Below are 17376 nucleotides of genomic sequence, written 5' to 3'. Positions count from 1 at the left end.
CGCCTCCTGCGAAGAGTGGGCGACACAATCTGCTCGCCCCTCTCATTTTTGTTATTTGGCCGGATCATGCCCCGGCAGAGCGCCTGAACCGGGCGGCCACACCGCCCGCAACACAGCATCAAATCTGATAGTCGGGATAGAACTGCGCCTGTCTGGCCACCAGCTTCACCCCCTGACCCGGGGCAAACAGCTTGGCCGCCTCCTTGGTCAGCTCCGCCTCGTAGTGGGCCCCTTTGGTCTCGCCATCGCCACGCAGCTCCACCCTAATGCGTGGTCCCATGGGCAGCAGACGGGTAATGGTGGCGCGGATCCCGCCCGGCGCATCGGCTGGCAGAATCTCCAGTTCATGGGGACGAACATAGGCGATGGCGGCACTGCCGTGGGCCAGATGAGAAGCCGACGGCCCGCCGAGCAGTTGCTCGCCGACACCGAATCCCTGCTCCGCCACCCGACCGCGGAACTGGTTCACGCTGCCGAGGAAGCTGTGGACGAAGGAGCTGGCGGGCTGGTCGTAGACCTCGGCCGGGGTGCCGATCTGCTCGACCCGTCCGGCGTTCATCAACACCACCCGATCCGCTACCTCCAGCGCCTCCTCCTGATCGTGGGTGACGAACAGGCTGGTGACGTGTAACTCGTCGTGCAGCTCGCGCAGCCAGCGGCGCAGCTCCTTGCGCACTTGGGCATCGAGGGCGCCGAAGGGCTCGTCCAAGAGCAGTACCTTGGGCTGAACCGCCAAGGCTCGGGCCAGCGCGACCCGCTGACGCTGACCGCCGGAGAGCTGGGTCGGGTAGCGCTCGGCCACATGGCTGAGTTGCACCAGATCCAGCAGCTCCTTGACCCGGGCACGAATGGCCGCCTCGGCCGGGCGTTCACTGCGCGGTTTGACCCTAAGGCCAAACGCTACGTTTTCGAACACCGTCATGTGGCGAAACAGGGCGTAGTGCTGAAACACGAAGCCGACGTTGCGCTCGCGCACATGGAGAGCCGAGGCGTCCTCACCACGGATGATGACGCTGCCACTATCGGCCTGCTCCAGCCCGGCGATGATCCGCAGCAAGGTGGTCTTGCCACAACCGGAAGGGCCAAGCAGGGCCACCAGCTCACCGTCGTGAAAGTCGAGGTTGATGTCTGCCAGCGCCGCGTACTGATTGAAATGCTTGTTGAGTTGTTGAACCTGAATGCTCATGGCTGCCTCTTTAAAACGGTAATTCAGTGAGATTTGGTGGGCTGGGCACGCAGCCGGGCCAACAGGGTTTCCCCGAGCAGGGTGAAGATCCCGAACAGAGCCAAGAGGCTTGCCACCGCAAAGGCGGCGCCGGTCTGGTACTCGTTGTAGAGGATCTCGATATGCAGCGGCAGGGTATTGGTCTGGCCGCGAATATGGCCGGAGACCACCGACACCGCGCCAAACTCCCCGACCGCGCGGGCGGTACAGAGCAGCAGGCCATACATCAGGCTCCAGCGAATGCCGGGCAGGGTGACGCGCCAGAACATCTGCAGACCGCTCGCCCCCAGCATGATGGCGGCTTCTTCCTCTTCCGGGCCGCGCGCCTCCATCTGGGGCAGCAGCTCGCGCACCACGAAGGGCACGGTAATGAAGGTGGTGGCCAGGATGATCCCCGGGGTGGCGAAGATGATCTTGATGTCGTGCTCGCTCAGCCAGTCACCAAACCAGCCGCGGCTGCCGAACATCAACACCAGCATCAGACCGGCGATCACCGGCGACACCGAGAAGGGCAGATCGATGATGGTGATGAGCAGCTGCCGACCGGGGAAGCGGAAACGGGCGATAGCCCAGGCCGCCGCAATCCCGAACAGCAGATTGAGTGGAACGGCGCAGAGGGTCACCAACGCGGTGAGACCGAGGGCGCTCAAGGCATCCGGCTCGCTGATGGCGTGCCAGAAGAAGGCGAGCCCCGGCGTCAGCGCCTGAATAAAGACGGTGGCCAACGGCAGCAGCAACAGGGCGGCAAACCAGCCCAAACCGACCGTGATAAGCAGCCACTTGACCCACTGGGGTTCACGGATCACGACCGGTGCCTTGCGAGCGGGGGTCGCCTCCACAGAGGCCGCCTCAATGGTGATAGCAGATGAACTCATATCCGGCTCCCTCCGATGCGAGACCAGCTCCAGGCCTGCAACTTGTTGATTAGCAGTAACAAAATGAACGAAATCAGCAGCATCACCACGGCGATGGCGGAGGCACCGGCGTAGTCATACTCTTCCAGGTGGCTCATGATCATCAGCGGCGCGATTTCCGAGACCATCGGCAGGTTGCCGGCGATGAAGATGACGGAGCCGTACTCCCCCACCCCACGGGCAAACGCCAGCGCAAAACCGGTGAGCAGGGCAGGCACCAGGGTCGGCCAGAGCACCCGCAGAAAGGTCTGCCAGCGATCGGCGCCGAGGCTGGCGGCCGCCTCCTCTTGCTCGGTTTCAGCCTCCCGCAGCACCGGCTGCAGGGTACGCACCACAAACGGCAATCCGATAAAGGTGAGTGCGATGACCACCCCGATAGGGTTGTAGGCGAGCTGGATGCCGAGCGGCGCCAGCAACTGGCCGATCCAGCCGTTGGGGGCAAAGATGGCGCACAGGGCGATGCCGGAGACGGCGGTCGGCATGGCAAATGGCAGGTCGATCAGCGCATCCACCAGACGACGACCGGGGAAGGTGTAACGCACCAGGATCCAGGCCAGGATCAGGCCAAACAGGCTATTGAGCAGCGCCGCGACAAAGGCCGCACCGAAGCTCAGGCGAAAGGAGGCGAGCACCCGGGGTGAACCGATCACCTGCCAGAACTCGGCGGCGGTCAGGTTGTTGATCGCAAACAGCACCAGGGCCGAGAGCGGCAACAGCACCAGCAGGCCCAGATAGAGCAGGCTGAACCCCAAGGTGGGGCCAAAACCGGGCAGGACAGAATAAGAACCAAATCGCATAACACATCCATCTGTTATGAAGAATTTTCGATATGGTGATTCTGCTCACTCCCCTCATCGGCAACAAACACCATTTGCGACTTTGCTAATTACTTTTTTATCTAACAACGGTGGGACAAGGCTTTTAGAGCGATCCAAATAAAAAAAGGTCTTTTATATAAATAAAAGACCTAAGAAATGGAGCAATACGGAGCGGAGCATTCAAAGAACGGGGGCATGGAGTAGCCAGCGAACAGCGCGCCCGACAACCCTCCAACCACTTCACAGATACCTAGCGAAAGCCCAGTACGACCGGCCGGGGCGATGCGGCCTTGACCGGTGCCACTACCAGCTCACCACGGCGGTAGAGAGCCCCCAGCAAATGCAGCCCCTGATGCCAGTCCCCATGACCTGACTGGGCATTGATATGGCCCACCTCACCGGCATCGAACAGCGGTACCTGCCACTGGCGACTCCAGTATTCGGCCCGTTCAAAGCTCATCCAGGGATCATTGCGGCTGGCCACCAGCTGGGCCGATACCTGCAGCGGCCCGGCCAAGGCCTCATCCGCAATGCCAAAACGGGCGGGATCGGCGGGCGCTACCAGAAAGATCGAGGCCACCTTCTCCGGCTGCAAGCGGGCCGCCGCGATGGAGGTCAGCGCGCCAAAAGAGTGAGCCACCAGATGGACCCGGCTGCGGCGACGTTTCAGCTTGCTCGCCAGCTTGGCACTCCAGACCCTGAGGTCCGGCTTGTCCCACGGTAGCCCGGTCATCCGCTGCCATTGGGGAAAATGATCGTGCCAGCGGCTCTGCCAGTGATCCGGCCCACTGTTGTGCAGACCGGGAACCAGGAGGATCTTGTTCATCTTGGTGCTCCTATCGGCTGGCACAGGGGCCAGTTCAGTGATGGATAACGAAGCTATCAACGACCCGGCTGATAGATCTGGTCAAACAAACCACCCTGGGCGAAGTGTTTCTTCTGGGCTTTCTCCCAATCCCCTTCCAGATCCTTGACGGTAAAGAGGGCAAGCTGCGGGAACTGGGCCGCGGTCTCCTTCAGGATCGCCGGGTTGCTGGGGCGATAGTGATGTTTGGCGACAATATGCTGCCCCTCGTCAGAGTAGAGATAATCGAGATAGGCCTTGGCCACCGCTTCGGTACCGTGCTTCCTGGCCACCTTGTCCACCACCGCGACTGGCGGCTCTGCCAGAATGGAGACTGAAGGCACCACCAGCTCGAACTTGTCGCTGGCACCCGCCTGACCAAGCACCAGCAGGGCTTCGTTCTCCCACGCCAGCAGCACGTCACCGAGACCGCGCTCGGTAAAGCTGGTGGTGGCACCGCGAGCGCCTGAGTCCAGCACCTTCACGTTCTTGAATAGATCGCCAACAAACTGCTTGGCCCCCTCTTCACTGCCGCTCTTCTTCAGGGCATAGCCCCAGGCGGCCAGATAGTTCCAGCGTGCCCCGCCGGAGGTCTTGGGGTTGGGAGTCACGATGGCGACATCCTTGCGCACTAGATCATCCCAATCCTTGATCTGCTTGGGATTGCCCTTGCGCACCAAGAAGACAATGGTGGAGGTATAGGGCGAGGCGTTGTTGCCGAGGCGACTCTGCCAGTCGGCAGCGGTCAGCCCCTCCTTGGCGATGGCGTTGACATCGTAGGCCAGCGCCAGCGATACCACGTCGGCCTCCAGTCCATCCACCACAGCGCGGGCCTGCTTGCCGGAGCCACCGTGAGACTGGCTCACCACCACATCGTCGCCGGTTTTGGCCTTCCACTCCTTGGCAAAGGCGGCGTTGTACTCCTGAAACAGCTCGCGGGTCGGATCGTAAGAGACGTTGAGCAGACGGATCTCGGCGGCATTGGCCTGGCCAAATGCCAGCAGAGAGAAGAGGGAGAGAGCGGTCATTCGCAGTTTCATGGTGATACTCCATATCTTGTTGGGTTGAGAACAGCATGCCGTGGAGTTGTTATGCCCAGAAGAAAGAAATAACTCTTTGCTTATCTCTTTTGCTCATATCAGCTCAGCCACCCGCACCGGGAGCCGGACGCAGACTCTGTGAGCCATGCCCCTCTGTGACCTCAAGCGCTGTGCCATCATGGGAACAAGGCAGGCAGATGACGAAAAGGAAGTCGTTATGTGGATCAATGCAGAACCCGTCAACGGTGCCCTGGTCTCGCTGGCCATCGGCCTGATTATCGGACTGGAGCGGGGCTGGCAGGTGCGCCAGCTGGGGGACAACCAGCGCATCGCCGGGATGCGTACCTACGGCCTTATCGGCCTGCTCGGCGGGGTGTGCGGTTTGCTGCTGCCCACCCTGGGCCCCTGGCTGCCGCTGCTCGGCCTGCTGGCGGTGGTGATCGGCTGCGGCCTCTCGGTCTGGCTGGCCCAGCGCTGGCAGGGGGAGTTCGGTCTCACCAGCTCGGTAGCCATGCTGCTCACCTATCTGCTGGGGCTGATGTCGGTACTGCTGAGCCCGAGCGAGGCGGTGGCCTGCGCCGTGCTGGCTGCCCTGTTGATGGGCTTGAAGGGACAGATCCAGCAGGGGATGCTGTTTCTGAGCGAAACCGAATTCCACGCTACCTTGCGCTTTCTGCTTATCTCGCTGGTGCTGCTGCCGGTACTGCCCAACGAGGAGATGGGCCCCCTCGACGCCTTCAACCCCTTCAAGATCTGGCTGATGGTGGTGGTGATCGCCGGCATCTCGTTTTGTGGTCACTTCGCGGTACGGCTGCTCGGTACTCGCGCCGGACTGGTGCTCACCAGCATGCTGGCCGGGCTCGCCTCCTCCACCGCTCTTACCTTGCAATTCGCTCGCCTCAATCGGGAGCAGAGCGGGCTGGAGCGGCTGCTGGCCACCGGCATCTTGCTGGCAGGGGCAACCATGTGGCTACGGCTGCTGGTGCTGGTACTGCTCATTCACAGCGAGCTGGCGATGCGCCTCGTCACCCCCCTGTTGCTGCTGGCCACCACAGTCTACGGCTTTGCCTTCTGGTTCTGGCGTCAGCGCGAGGCGCTGACCGACGGCCCGGTCAAACCGGAAACCAGCAACCCGCTCGATCTGGCCACCGCCATCAAGTTCGGCCTGCTGCTGGCGCTGATCGGCTTTATGGCCACCCTGCTGCAAGACAAGGTAGGCAACTCCGGGGTCTATCTGCTGGCGCTGGTGTCGGGGATCACCGACGTGGACGCCATCACGCTGTCGCTCTCCCAGCTCTCCCACAAGGAGCTGGCGCTGGAGGTGGCTGCCCGCGGCATCCTGCTCGCCGGGCTGGTCAACTCGCTGGTGAAGGGGCTGCTGGCCCTTGGCATTGGCGGGCGCAGTCTCGGGCTGCGGGTGCTGCTCCCCTACTTTGTCTCGGCCCTGCTGATCCTGCCCCTCGTCTGGCCCGCAGGTTGACGCAGAGCCCTGCCAGAAGTGACAGACTGACGGCGCCCCAGACAGTCACGTATACTGCCCCCTCTTGCAGCATGAGGAGGTAGCAATGGCGAGCGACTGGGACAAGGTACTGGCAGGCGGGGCACTGGATAGCCAGAGCGAGGAGATAGCGAGCGACCGGATCCGCGGCCAAGCGCTACTGACCCGGCTCAATGGTTCCTCTGCGGGCGATGGCCCGCTGCGCCAGCAGATTTGCCGCGAACTGTTCGGCCACTGCCCCGATTCCAGCTGGATCAGCACACCGTTTACCTGCGAGTTTGGCCGCAACATCCACATCGGCGAGAAGACCTTCTTCAACTTCAACGTCACCATTCTCGACGTGGGTGAAGTGCACATCGGCAGTCATGTGCTGCTGGCCCCCAACGTGCAGATCTACACCGCCACCCACACCATGAACTATCTGGAGCGACGCAACTGGACCGCCTACAACAAGCCGGTGCGGATCGGTGACGACTGCTGGATTGGCGGCGGCGCCATCATCTGCCCCGGCGTCACCATAGGGCCGCGCTCCATCATAGGTGCCGGCGCCGTGGTCACCCGCGATATCCCGGCCGACTCGGTGGCGGTGGGCAATCCGGCCAGGGTGATCCGCACCCTCAAGCAGGATGAGGAGCGCTGCTGGGAGCTGGCCCAATGATGGCGCTGGCGCTGTTGCCTCTGGGGGCGACGCTGTGGCTCGGTGTCCATGACCAGCAGTGGTGGCCGCTGGCCGTGCTGCTCTCTATGAGCCTGCTCACGGTGGCCGCCTACGCCTGGGACAAGCGGCAGGCAGTACGCGGGCAGTGGCGCATTCCCGAATCCCGCCTCCATCTGCTGGAGCTGTGCGGCGGCTGGCCAGGAGCGCTGGTTGCCCGCCAGTGGCTGCGCCACAAGACCCAGAAGCGCAGCTACCGGCTGGTCTTCTGGTTTATCGTGCTGCTGCACCTGACCCTGTGGGGACTCTGGCTTGGCCGCCCCCTCTGGCAACAATAGCCACCCGGGTAACAAGGTGGTGGCTTGACCGCCCGCTCTGGCAGCAATAGCCAACTGCATCACAAAGGTGAAACGGGCCCCATTGCAGCCAATTGGCAGCTATGAGAAAACAGAGCGGATCCATCCGCGTTTTCGCCGTTTATGACGACCATATTGATAACGACAAGGAGTCGTGACATGACCATGTGGACAGGCATAGTCCTGATCGTATTTATCAGCCTATTGTTCGGATACCTCGGCAAACGGGCTCGCTACCAGCTGGGGGATGCCCGCATCACCGACCGCCTCGGCAAGCAGGATATTATCATCAGAGAGTTGCAGGATCGCATCGTCAATCTGGAGGCAATCGTCATCGAAGAGGAGAAGCGCCGCCCGTTTCGGGAGCTGTAATGTTTCACCGCCAGGTTTCAGATACAGAGAGGGCTGCACGATGCAGCCCTCTCTCGTTTCAGCAGATTCAGACTGCCAGCGGCAGCAACTCGGCATAATCGCGGATCGCTGGAAAAGCGGTAATGCTCTGCTCCGGCTTGCAGCTGTCCGGGTTCTGGATCGCCAGCTGATAGCCGATGCCGTAGTCGGCGGCAGCCCGCAGGATCCGCTCGCTGTCATCCACAAACAGGGTGCGGGCCGGATCGAACGCCAGCCGCTGTGCCAGCGCCTGCCAGCAGAGCTGGCTCTCCTTCGACCAACCCAGCTCATGGGTGCTCACCATCAGATCCAGATGGTCGGCAAGGCCGAGCTGCGCATCCTTCACCGACAGGCTGGCGGGGTGGGCATTGGTAAAGAGCACCAGCTGTTTGCCCGCGGCACGCAGCTCGGCCAGAAAGGGGATGGTGTGAGGGCGCCACTGGATCTTCGCCAGCAACTCTTGCTTGAGGGCGCGAATATCGAGCCCCAGGGTCTCGCTCCAGTAATCCACGCAGTACCAGTTGAGGGTGCCGTTGACCGCCTGATAGTGCCCCTCAATCTGCTCCTTTGCCTCATCCAGCGGCAGACCAAGCCGCTCGGCGTAACGCTCCGGCACCAGTTGCTGCCAGAGGTAGTTGTCAAAATGGAGATCGATCAGGGTGCCATCCATATCGAGCAAGATGGTATCTATCTGGTGCCAGGGCAAGGTGGTGGAGCAGGTGTGTGGCATCGGGCCTCTTGATCTCGGTGTCGCGAAAGAAATGGAGCGGCAGTATAGCGGATTTTTCCTCCCCCTTTGCCATCCCTGGCCCGTGGTGTTCGGTGTGAGAGTCGTTTACTCTTGAAGCACGATTTTTTAACGAGCAGCCAGCGTCCGATGAGCGACCCCCACAAGAGCAAACCCGAACACATCTCTGCCGACCAACTGGATCACCCCAAGAGCAAGCCGGAGATCCTCAAGGCCGATATCGTGGCCGAGAGCCGGCTGTTCAAGGTGGAATCGCTACACCTCAAATTCTCCAACGGCGAAGAGCGGGTCTACGAGCGGATGCGCGGCGGTAATCGTGGCGCCGTCATGGTGGTGCCGCTGTTTGATGCGCGCACCCTGCTGCTGGTGCGCGAATACGCCGCGGGCACCCACTCCTACGAGCTGGGCTTTCCCAAGGGGCTGATCGACCCGGGCGAAGATGCCTTTGAGGCGGGCAACCGGGAGCTGATGGAGGAGGCGGGCTTTGGCGCCAACAGCCTGACCCTGCTCAAGCAGGTATCACTGGCGCCCGGTTACTTCTCCAGCCGGATGGATATCCTGCTGGCCCGAGATCTCTTCCCCGAGCAGCGGATCGGCGACGAGCCGGAACCGCTGGAGGTGATCCCCTGGCCCCTCAACCGAATTGACGAATTGCTGGCGCGACCGGACTTCACCGAGTCGCGCAGCATCAGTGCCCTGCTGCTGGCCCAACGCTGGCTGGCGGAGCAGGCAGAGTAGCCCGCAGACGGGCAGTTAACAGACAGAGGATAACGAGATGCAGGAGTTGTTGGCCTGGGTGCCGGGGGTCAAGGAGATTGCCCGCGAAGCCGGAAGGATCCTTCACGACATCTATCACGGCGGTCAGTTCGAGCGCCAGCTGAAGGAGGATGCGACCCCGGTCACCAGTGCCGATCTTGCTGCCGATGCCTACCTCAAACAGGCGCTGTCGGCGCTCACCCCCCATGTGCCGGTGCTGACCGAAGAGGCGGCCGACATCCCCTTCAGCCAGCGATCCAACTGGCGGCAGTACTGGCTGGTGGACCCCCTCGACGGCACTGGCGAATTTATCGCGGGCAGCGGCGACTTCGCCACCCTGATCGCCCTGGTGCAGGACAATGTGCCGGTGCTCGGGGTCATCTATGCTCCCGAGTCCAACGTGCTCTACTGGGCGGTGCGCGGCTACGGCGCCTTCAAGGAGGTGAATGGCGAGGTACTGCCCATCAGCGCCATGCACCACGAGCATGACCAGCCTGACTCACTGGTGGTGGCCATCAGCCGCCGCCAGAAGCTGGAGAACCTCACCCGCCGCCTCAACCCGGCCATCAACTACCAGCTGATCCCGCTTGGCTCCAGCTCCCTCAAATCCTGTCTGGTGGCGGAAGGGGCAGCCGATTGCTACGTAAGGCTCGGCCCCACCGGCGAGTGGGACACCGCCGCCGCCCAGTGCATCGTCGAGGCAGCCGGTGGCCGCATCCTCAGCCTGGCGTTGCAGCCGCTAAGCTACAACGAAACGGATTCACTGGAGAACCCGGACTTTATCGTGATGGGGGATCCGGATCTCGCCTGGGGCAACATTCTGGCCCACTAGGTGGACCGCCTTGTCATCACATCACACCAGCAGGCGGCCCGATGGTCGCCTGCTTTTTCAGGGGCGTGGTCCGGAGTGATGGCCGGTGTGATCCGCTGGTCAAGGCGCTCTTGAACAGCGTGATACGCTGGCAAAGAAGCGAAACGATAGTGAAACATCACAATCGGTCGGCGAGAAATGGTGCGATTTTTCACGTAATTCCGAAAACACCTGATTAGCCAAAATAAAAAAACGAGCATAGATAAAATTTTGGTTTTATATTTCGCAAAAACCACCAGCGTCAGTTTTGTTGCATTCTGAGATCCAGATTCCATTCCCAATCTCGCTGGCTAAACCCCGCAATGGCAGTGATATGTTTCAGCCTCGCTTTTTGAGAATTAAATCCCGATAAACCACAATGAACTCAGATTAAAACACTAACAAAAAGTGAATTGATAATGAGTTTATCTGTAGAGGCTACCAAGGAGCTATCCGGTTCCTGCTCCACCACGGCCAGCACCACCCGCTGGCGCCGTCACGACACCCACTGGGTTATCAGCCTGTTTGGCACCGCCGTTGGCGCCGGCATCCTGTTCCTGCCCATCAATCTGGGTCTGGGCGGGATCTGGCCTCTGGTCATCGTCGCGGTACTGGCAGGGCCCATGACCTTCCTCGCCCACCGCGGGCTGGCGCGCTTCGTGCTCTCCTCTTCACGCCCCCACGCCGACTTCACCGAAGTGGCGGAGGAACATTTTGGCAAGATGGCCGGTCGCCTCATGTCGGCGCTCTACTTCCTCTCCATCTTTCCGATCCTGCTTATCTACGGGGTCGGGCTGACCAACACGGTGGAGAGCTTTATGGTCAATCAGCTCGGCATGGCGACCCCGGATCGGGTGATGCTCTCCGGCGTGCTGGTGTTTGCCATGATCGCCGTGATGCTGGCGGGGGAAAAAGCGATGCTGCGCGCCTTCGCCTTTATGGTCTATCCGCTGGCGGCCATTCTGGCGGCCCTCTCCTGCTACCTGATCCCCCAGTGGCACTGGCCGGAAGTGACCGCGCTTGAGGGGGTCGACTTCCTCAACACCGTCTGGCTGGCACTGCCGGTCACCGTGTTCGCCTTCAGCCACGCCGCCGCCATCTCCGGCTTTGCCAACGTGCAGCGCCGTGAATATGGCGAGCAGGCAGAAGCCAAGAGCGGCCTGATCCTGCGCAACACCACTGTGATGCTGGTGGGCTTCGTGCTGTTCTTCGTCTTCTCCTGCGTGCTGAGCCTCTCGCCAGCCCAGCTGGCCGAAGCCAAGGCCCAGAACGTCTCTGTGCTCTCCTATCTCGCCAACATCACCGACAACCCGGTGATCGTGACGCTGGGGCCGCTCATTGCCTTTATCGCCATCAGCTCCTCTTTCCTCGGTCACTTCCTCGGTGCCCGCGAGAGCCTGAAAAGCCTGATCGCCAAGCCCACCGGCCTGTCGTTGGCCAAGGCGGACAAGCTCGGCATCGCCCTGATGTTCTTCGCTATCTGGGGCGCCGCTATCATCAACCCGGGCATTCTGGGGTTGATGGAAACCCTCTCCGGCCCGGTCATTGCCATGATCCTGTTCATCATGCCGGTGATTGCCATCTACAAGGTGGAGGCGCTGGCCCGCTTCCGTCACGGCTGGACCAACGGCTTTATCCTGCTGACCGGTTCGCTGGCGGTATCGGCGCTGATCTTCAGTCTGCTGAAATAATCACAGCCCCGTGAACGGGGCGACTGAAACGACAAGAGGCGACCCCGGGGTCGCCTCTTGTGCATGGTAAATCGCTTACTCTTTGTCGAAATCTTCGATCTCTTTGCCCAGCGCTTCCATGATGGCGCGCGCTTCGGCCGGGACACTGTCCGGTTGATCCTTGCGCAAGTCTTCGTCGCAAGGAAGCGGCTGGCCGGTGAAAGCGTGCAGGAAGGCTTCACAGAGCAGCTCGCTGTTGGTCGCATGACGCAGGTTGTTCACCTGGCGACGGGTGCGCTCATCAGTCAACACTTTCAACACCTTGAGCGGGATCGAGACGGTAATCTTCTTGACCTGTTCACTCTTCTTACCGTGTTCCGCGTAGGGGCTGACGTAGTCGCCGTTCCACTCTGTACCCATGATTCACCTGTTCTCGTTTGGCCGTGAGCGCGGATTTTAACCCTTAAGGAAATTAATGGCAATCCAACAGCAAAGCCATTTAGACGTCTGGAAGTGTTGACGGCTTTTTTAAGCTGGCGTAGTGTGGTTAACCATGAGCCCGCAATGGCGGGCTAGCGCCTGGTAGCAAGATGCCAACGTGTGAAGAGACATTAAGGAGAGTGATATGACCCACAAGGCCACCCAGGCAGTACGCACCGGGATTGAGACAGACCAGCAGCACGGTGCCGTGGTGCCCCCCATCTACCTCTCCAGCAACTACACCTTTGCCGACTTTGGCGAGCCCCGTCAATACGATTATGCCCGCTCCGGCAATCCGACCCGCACCCATCTGGCGGATGCGCTGGCGGCGCTGGAAGGGGGCGCTGGCGCCGTGGTCACCGGCACCGGCATGGGGGCTATCCATCTGGTCACCACCGCCCTGCTCAAGGCGGGGGATCTGCTGATCGCCCCACACGACTGCTACGGCGGCACCTGGCGCCTGTTCGAGTATCTGGCGGCCAAAGGCCACTACCGGGTGCAGTTTGTCGATCAGGGGGATGAGGCGGCACTGGCCGCCGCACTGGCGCAACAGCCTGCGCTAGTATGGGTCGAGACCCCTTCCAACCCGTTGCTGCGGGTGGTGGATATCAGTGCCATCGCCAGCGCCGCCCACGAGGTAGGGGCACAGGTGGTGGTGGACAACACCTTCCTCTCCCCCCTGCTGCAACAACCCCTGGCCCTCGGTGCCGACGTGGTGGTGCACTCCACCACCAAGTACATCAACGGTCACTCCGATGTGGTGGGCGGGGTGGCGATTGCCAAGGAGGCCGCACTGGCCGAGTCGCTGGTGTGGTGGGCCAACTGTCTGGGGCTCACCTCCGGGGCGTTTGACTCCTACCTTACCCTGCGCGGCCTGCGCACTCTGGCTCCCAGATTGCGCACCCATCAGGAGAACACAGATCGCATCCTCGCCTTCCTGCAACAACAACCGCTGGTGAAACGCATCTATCACCCCAGTCTGCCGAGCCATCCGGGCCATGATATTGCGCGCCGTCAACAGTCCGGCTTCGGCGCCATGTTAAGTTTTGAGCTCGATTGCAGCGAGGCGGGTATTCGCGCCTTCCTGGCGGCCCTCACCCTCTTTTCGGTAGCCGAGTCCCTCGGCGGGGTGGAGAGTCTGGTGGCCCATCCGGCCAGCATGACCCACAGGGCCATGACCCCGGCGGCGCAGCAGGCAGCGGGCATCAGCCCCCAGCTGCTGCGGTTGTCGGTCGGTATTGAACACAGTGAAGACCTGGTGGCCGATCTGGCTCAGGCTTTTGAACAGGTACAGCAGGCAGAGCAGGTAGCGAAGTAATGGAACAGCAGCAACAAGGAGAGATCGCGGTGGCAGCAGAAGCAGGATTGAAGCGACGTCACGTCCACAAATTCGGTGGCAGCAGTCTGGCGGATCCGGTCTGTTATCGCCGGGTCGCCAGCATCGTTGAACAACAGGTGGGCGGGGATGAACTGATCGTGGTCTCCGCCGCTGGCAAGACCACCAACCGGCTGATCCAGCTGGTGGAGCTGGCCGAAGCGGGGGACGCAGCCGCCGGTGAAGCCATCTCTGCCCTGCAGGCCTATCAGCAGAGCCTGATCGATGGCCTGCTGGAGGGTGAACTGCAGCTCGAGCTAAGCAAGCAGCTGGCCGATGACATGCAGCTGATCGCCAAAACGCTGGAGGGGCAGTTTGACCGCTTCGCCCGCAACGGCCTGCTCGCTTTTGGCGAAGTGTGGTCGGCGCGCCTGCTGGCGGCCCTGCTCACCAGCCGCGGCGACAAGGCTATCTGGCTCGATGCCCGCAGTTTCCTGCGCGCCGAGGATGGCGCTCTGGTCAAGGTGGATATTGCCCTCTCCAGCGAACTGCTCAAGGCGAGGCTGGCCGAACATGCCGGTCGCATCGTGGTAACCGGCTTTATCGCCGCCGACATGGAGGGACGCTCCCTGCTGCTCGGTCGCAATGGCTCCGACTACAGCGCCAGCCTGTTGGCGCTGCTGGCGGACGGCGAATCCACCACCATCTGGAGCGACGTGGCCGGGGTCTACAGTGCCGACCCGCGCCGGGTGAAGGAGGCACGCCTGCTGGAGCGCCTGAGCCTCGCCGAAGCGAACGAGCTGGCCCGCCTCGGCTCCTCGGTATTGCACTCGCGCACCCTGCAACCTGTGACCGACAGCCGCCAGCGCCTCACCCTGCGCTGCAGCTACAACCCGGATGAGGGCTGCACCCACATTTTGCGCCGCGCCCCCCGCTCCGGCGGTGCCCGCATCGTCTCCTCGGTGGATCAGATCGCCCTCATCGAGCTGAAGGTGCTGCCGCAAACCAACTACGAGCAGACGGTGGCCACCATAGAGGCTCATCTGGCCCGTCACCGTCTCAACCCGCTCACCCTGCAGCGCCAGCCGGATCGCAGGATCCTGCGCCTCGCCTACACCCTCGAAGTCGCACAAGGCGCCTTCGAGCTGCTGCGCGACTTCCAGCTGCAAGGGAGCTTCACCGGCCTCATTCAGAAAGAGGGGTACAGTCTGGTAGCGCTGGTCGGCGCCGGTGTCACCGACAACGCCGAGCAGTGTCACCGCTTCTATCAGTTGCTGGCGGATCAGCCGCTGGAGTTCGTACAGGTGGCCAGAGATGGCCTGAGTCTGGTGGCTGTACTGCGTCAGGTGGTGCTGGAGCCGCTGCTCATCGCCCTGCACAGCGCCCTGTTCAGCCGCCCGACCCGGGTCGGTCTGGTGCTGTTCGGCAAGGGCAATATCGGCGGCCATTGGCTAAGCCTCTACGCCCGGGAAAAAGCACGGCTGGAACATGAACTCAATCTGGCGCTTACCCTCTACGGGGTGTTCGGTTCGGAAGGGGGCCTGCTGGATGAAGAGGGGCTGGACCCGCTCAAGGTGCAGGACAACTTCAATCCCAGTCCGCTGATCTGGCCCGAGTTGCTCTCCCAGCTTGAGCAGCACGGCTTCGATGCGCTGATTGCGTTGGACATGACCGCCAGCGAAACCGTGAGCCGTTACTACCCGGATTTTGCCCAGCTCGGCATCCATATCATCGCCGCCAACAAGTTTGCCGGTGCTGCTGACAGCGAGTTCTACCAGCGGATCAAGCAAACCTGCCGCGACCATCAGGTGCAGTGGCGCTACAACGCTACCGTGGGCGCCGGGTTGCCGATCCAGTCCAGCATCCAGATGCTGCGCCAGAGCGGCGACCGTATTCAGGGGGTCTCCGGCATCTTCTCCGGCACCCTCTCCTGGCTGTTCCAGCAGTATGACGGCAGCCGCCCCTTCTCCGAACTGGTGGACGAGGCGTGGCAGCACGGTCTGACCGAGCCGGATCCCCGCGAGGATCTCTCCGGTCAGGATGTGCGGCGCAAGCTGCTTATTCTGGCGCGGGAGGCGGGCTTCGAGCTCGACTCCGCCGATATCGAGCTGGAGAATCTGGTGCCCGTTCCGCTGCGCAAGGTGACAGCCGATCAGTTTATGGATCGCCTGAAAGAGCTGGATGGCCCGATCCAGACCGCCTTCGAAGGGGCAAAGCGCCTCGGCAAGGTACTGCGCTACGTCGCCCGCTTTGAGCATGACGGCAAGGCGCGGGTCGGACTGGAGGCGCTGGAGCCCCATCACCCGTTTGCCAACCTCTTGCCGTGCGACAACATCTTCGCCATCGAGAGCGACAGCTACCGCACCAACCCGCTGGTGATCCAGGGGCCGGGGGCGGGCCGGGAAGTGACGGCTGCCGCTATCCAGTACGATCTGTGGCAGATCTGTGCATCCCTCTAAGCACAGGAAATAGCGACAATAAAAAAGCCCGAGTCAATGACTCGGGCTTTTTGCTGAGCGCCGCTTCGATTAGGAGAAGCAGGCCTGCAGCACGTAGAAGATGGCGATAGCCAGGATGGCACCGGCAGGCAGGGTGATGATCCAGGAGACCACGATGTTGCGCAGTACCCCCAGATTCAGCGCCGCAATACCGCGCGCCAGACCGACACCCATCACAGCACCGACCAGGGTCTGGGTGGTGGAGATAGGCAGACCGGTACCGGAAGCGATTACCACGGTCGCGGCAGTCGCCAGCTGGGCAGCAAAACCACGACTCGGGGTCAGGTGAGTGATGCCGGTACCGACCGTCGCCATCACCTTCTCGCCCATGGTCGCCAGACCGATCACGATACCGATACCGCCGAGCGGCAAGATCCACCAGGCAATGGATGCCTGACCGGCAATCTCGCCACCAGAGGCAACGATAGAAGCAACCGCAGAGAGCGGACCAATCGCGTTAGCCACATCGTTGGAGCCGTGAGCAAACGCCATGGCACAGGCGGTGATCACCATCAGGATGCCGAACACCTTCTCCACGTTGGCGAAGTGCATCTTGCTGTCGTCCTGCGGGTTGTACTGCTGACCGCGAATGTAAAGCCAGCCGGCAAACGCCACTGCGATAGAGATAGCCACAGAGAGCAGAATGCCTTCACCATTGGTCAGATGCAGACCAACGTGGGTCAGCCCTTTCTTGATGGTCACCAGACAGATGACCAGCGAGGTCAGAAACATGTAAAAGGGCACATAGCGCTTGGCGTTGTTCAGCGGGTCATCGGTATTGAAGATAAGCTTCTGCACGCTGATGAACATGAAGTAGGCGATGATACCCGAGATAGCTGGCGTCACGACCCAGGAGCCGACGATACCGCCAAACTTGCTCCATTGCACCGCTTCCGGCCCAATGCTCACCACCGCGAAGCCAACGATGGCACCAATGATGGAGTGAGTGGTAGAGACGGGCCAGCCGAAGTAGGAGGCGAGGATCAACCATGCCCCCGCCGCCAGCAGGGAGGCGATCATACCCAGCACCAGCAGATCCGGGCTGTCGACAAAGGCGTTGCTGTCGATGATGCCGTTACGAATGGTGGCCGTCACTTCGCCGCCGGCCAGATAGGCACCGGCAAATTCGAAGATCATGGCGATGATGATCGCCTGACGGATGGTCAGGGATTTGGTACCGACCGATGTGCCCATGGCGTTGGCCACGTCGTTTGCACCAATGCCCCAGGCCATTAAAAAGCCGAACAAGGCCGCCACGAGCACCAGGGTGGTGCCGTAATTCGCGATAATGTCCATTGATAGTGTTTACCCAGTCAGTC

The 17376-nt window shown here is 61.7% G+C and carries 18 protein-coding genes; 9 read left to right on the top strand and 9 right to left on the bottom strand.

Going from position 1 to position 17376, the window contains the following annotated elements:
* Positions 1-118 precede the first annotated feature (118 nt).
* The 5 genes from BN1117_RS09070 to BN1117_RS09050 form a co-directional block, all read right to left on the bottom strand.
* Positions 119-1186 carry a sulfate/molybdate ABC transporter ATP-binding protein gene (locus BN1117_RS09070; protein ID WP_040096706.1) on the bottom strand — a complete coding sequence of 356 codons (1068 nt, stop codon included), beginning with the start codon at positions 1184-1186 and terminating at the stop codon, positions 119-121.
* Positions 1187-1209: 23 nt separating this feature from the next.
* The gene (gene cysW / locus BN1117_RS09065; RefSeq protein ID WP_040096704.1) at positions 1210-2100 is read right to left on the bottom strand and encodes a sulfate ABC transporter permease subunit CysW; all 891 of its coding nucleotides are present in this window, start codon (positions 2098-2100) and stop codon (positions 1210-1212) included.
* Entirely contained in the window at positions 2097-2936 is an 840-nt protein-coding gene (gene cysT / locus BN1117_RS09060; RefSeq protein WP_040067348.1) for a sulfate ABC transporter permease subunit CysT, read from the bottom strand. The genes cysW and cysT overlap by 4 nt, the downstream gene beginning before the upstream one ends.
* Before the next feature lie 271 nt (positions 2937-3207).
* Complete coding sequence (locus BN1117_RS09055) at positions 3208-3783, bottom strand: RBBP9/YdeN family alpha/beta hydrolase (protein WP_040096703.1); 576 nt, start codon at positions 3781-3783, stop codon at positions 3208-3210.
* Between the two features lie 56 nt (positions 3784-3839).
* Entirely contained in the window at positions 3840-4841 is a 1002-nt protein-coding gene (locus BN1117_RS09050; protein ID WP_040096701.1) for a sulfate ABC transporter substrate-binding protein, read from the bottom strand.
* Positions 4842-5058: 217 nt separating this feature from the next.
* Here BN1117_RS09050 and BN1117_RS09045 point away from each other — a divergent pair, with 217 nt between their 5' ends.
* From BN1117_RS09045 to BN1117_RS09030, 4 genes are all read left to right on the top strand, one after another.
* Positions 5059-6321 (top strand): MgtC/SapB family protein, encoded by a 1263-nt coding sequence (locus BN1117_RS09045; protein WP_040096699.1) that lies wholly within the window; start codon positions 5059-5061, stop codon positions 6319-6321.
* A gap of 85 nt (positions 6322-6406) precedes the next feature.
* Positions 6407-6997, top strand: coding sequence for a sugar O-acetyltransferase (locus BN1117_RS09040; protein WP_040096697.1), 591 nt, complete (start codon positions 6407-6409; stop codon positions 6995-6997).
* Entirely contained in the window at positions 6994-7332 is a 339-nt protein-coding gene (locus tag BN1117_RS09035) for a DUF1294 domain-containing protein (protein ID WP_040096696.1), read from the top strand. The genes BN1117_RS09040 and BN1117_RS09035 overlap by 4 nt, the downstream gene beginning before the upstream one ends.
* Before the next feature lie 177 nt (positions 7333-7509).
* Entirely contained in the window at positions 7510-7722 is a 213-nt protein-coding gene (locus BN1117_RS09030) for a hypothetical protein (protein WP_040096694.1), read from the top strand.
* A 67-nt stretch (positions 7723-7789) separates the two neighbouring features.
* On the opposite strand, the gene yrfG is transcribed toward BN1117_RS09030, so the two are convergent.
* Positions 7790-8470, bottom strand: a complete 681-nt coding sequence (gene yrfG, locus BN1117_RS09025; protein ID WP_040096692.1) for a GMP/IMP nucleotidase — start codon at positions 8468-8470, stop codon at positions 7790-7792.
* A 147-nt stretch (positions 8471-8617) separates the two neighbouring features.
* On the opposite strand from yrfG, the gene nudE reads away from it, so the two are divergent.
* On the top strand, positions 8618-9226 hold the full coding sequence (gene nudE / locus BN1117_RS09020; protein WP_040096690.1) for an ADP compounds hydrolase NudE: 609 nt from the start codon (positions 8618-8620) through the stop codon (positions 9224-9226).
* 37 nt (positions 9227-9263) lie between these two features.
* A complete protein-coding gene (gene cysQ, locus BN1117_RS09015; protein ID WP_040096688.1) occupies positions 9264-10076 on the top strand; it encodes a 3'(2'),5'-bisphosphate nucleotidase CysQ in 813 nt (270 codons plus the stop codon).
* Here cysQ and BN1117_RS19435 read toward each other — a convergent pair.
* On the bottom strand, positions 10073-10390 hold the full coding sequence (locus tag BN1117_RS19435) for a hypothetical protein (RefSeq protein ID WP_156129937.1): 318 nt from the start codon (positions 10388-10390) through the stop codon (positions 10073-10075). The two genes, cysQ and BN1117_RS19435, sit on opposite strands and share 4 nt — an antisense overlap.
* A 123-nt stretch (positions 10391-10513) precedes the next feature.
* Between BN1117_RS19435 and BN1117_RS09010 the strand changes: the two genes are divergently transcribed.
* A complete protein-coding gene (locus BN1117_RS09010; RefSeq protein WP_040096686.1) occupies positions 10514-11785 on the top strand; it encodes an aromatic amino acid transport family protein in 1272 nt (423 codons plus the stop codon).
* A 75-nt stretch (positions 11786-11860) separates the two neighbouring features.
* Here the strand turns inward: BN1117_RS09010 and metJ are convergent, their stop codons facing one another.
* Complete coding sequence (gene metJ, locus BN1117_RS09005; protein ID WP_005340251.1) at positions 11861-12184, bottom strand: met regulon transcriptional regulator MetJ; 324 nt, start codon at positions 12182-12184, stop codon at positions 11861-11863.
* Positions 12185-12389: 205 nt separating this feature from the next.
* On the opposite strand from metJ, the gene metB reads away from it, so the two are divergent.
* Together metB and BN1117_RS08995 are read left to right on the top strand one after the other, a co-directional pair.
* Positions 12390-13562 carry a cystathionine gamma-synthase gene (gene metB, locus BN1117_RS09000; RefSeq protein WP_040096684.1) on the top strand — a complete coding sequence of 391 codons (1173 nt, stop codon included), beginning with the start codon at positions 12390-12392 and terminating at the stop codon, positions 13560-13562.
* A complete protein-coding gene (locus BN1117_RS08995; RefSeq protein ID WP_040096683.1) occupies positions 13562-16018 on the top strand; it encodes a bifunctional aspartate kinase/homoserine dehydrogenase II in 2457 nt (818 codons plus the stop codon). The genes metB and BN1117_RS08995 overlap by 1 nt, the downstream gene beginning before the upstream one ends.
* Before the next feature lie 69 nt (positions 16019-16087).
* Here BN1117_RS08995 and BN1117_RS08990 read toward each other — a convergent pair whose 3' ends face one another.
* The gene (locus BN1117_RS08990; protein ID WP_040096681.1) at positions 16088-17353 is read right to left on the bottom strand and encodes an inorganic phosphate transporter; all 1266 of its coding nucleotides are present in this window, start codon (positions 17351-17353) and stop codon (positions 16088-16090) included.
* Positions 17354-17376 lie beyond the last annotated feature (23 nt).

Source organism: Aeromonas australiensis (genome assembly GCF_000819725.1).
Taxonomy (GTDB): Bacteria; Pseudomonadota; Gammaproteobacteria; order Enterobacterales; family Aeromonadaceae; genus Aeromonas; species Aeromonas australiensis.
Note: the sequence above shows the minus strand (reverse complement) of the source record. Positions and strands in the feature narration are given on the sequence as shown.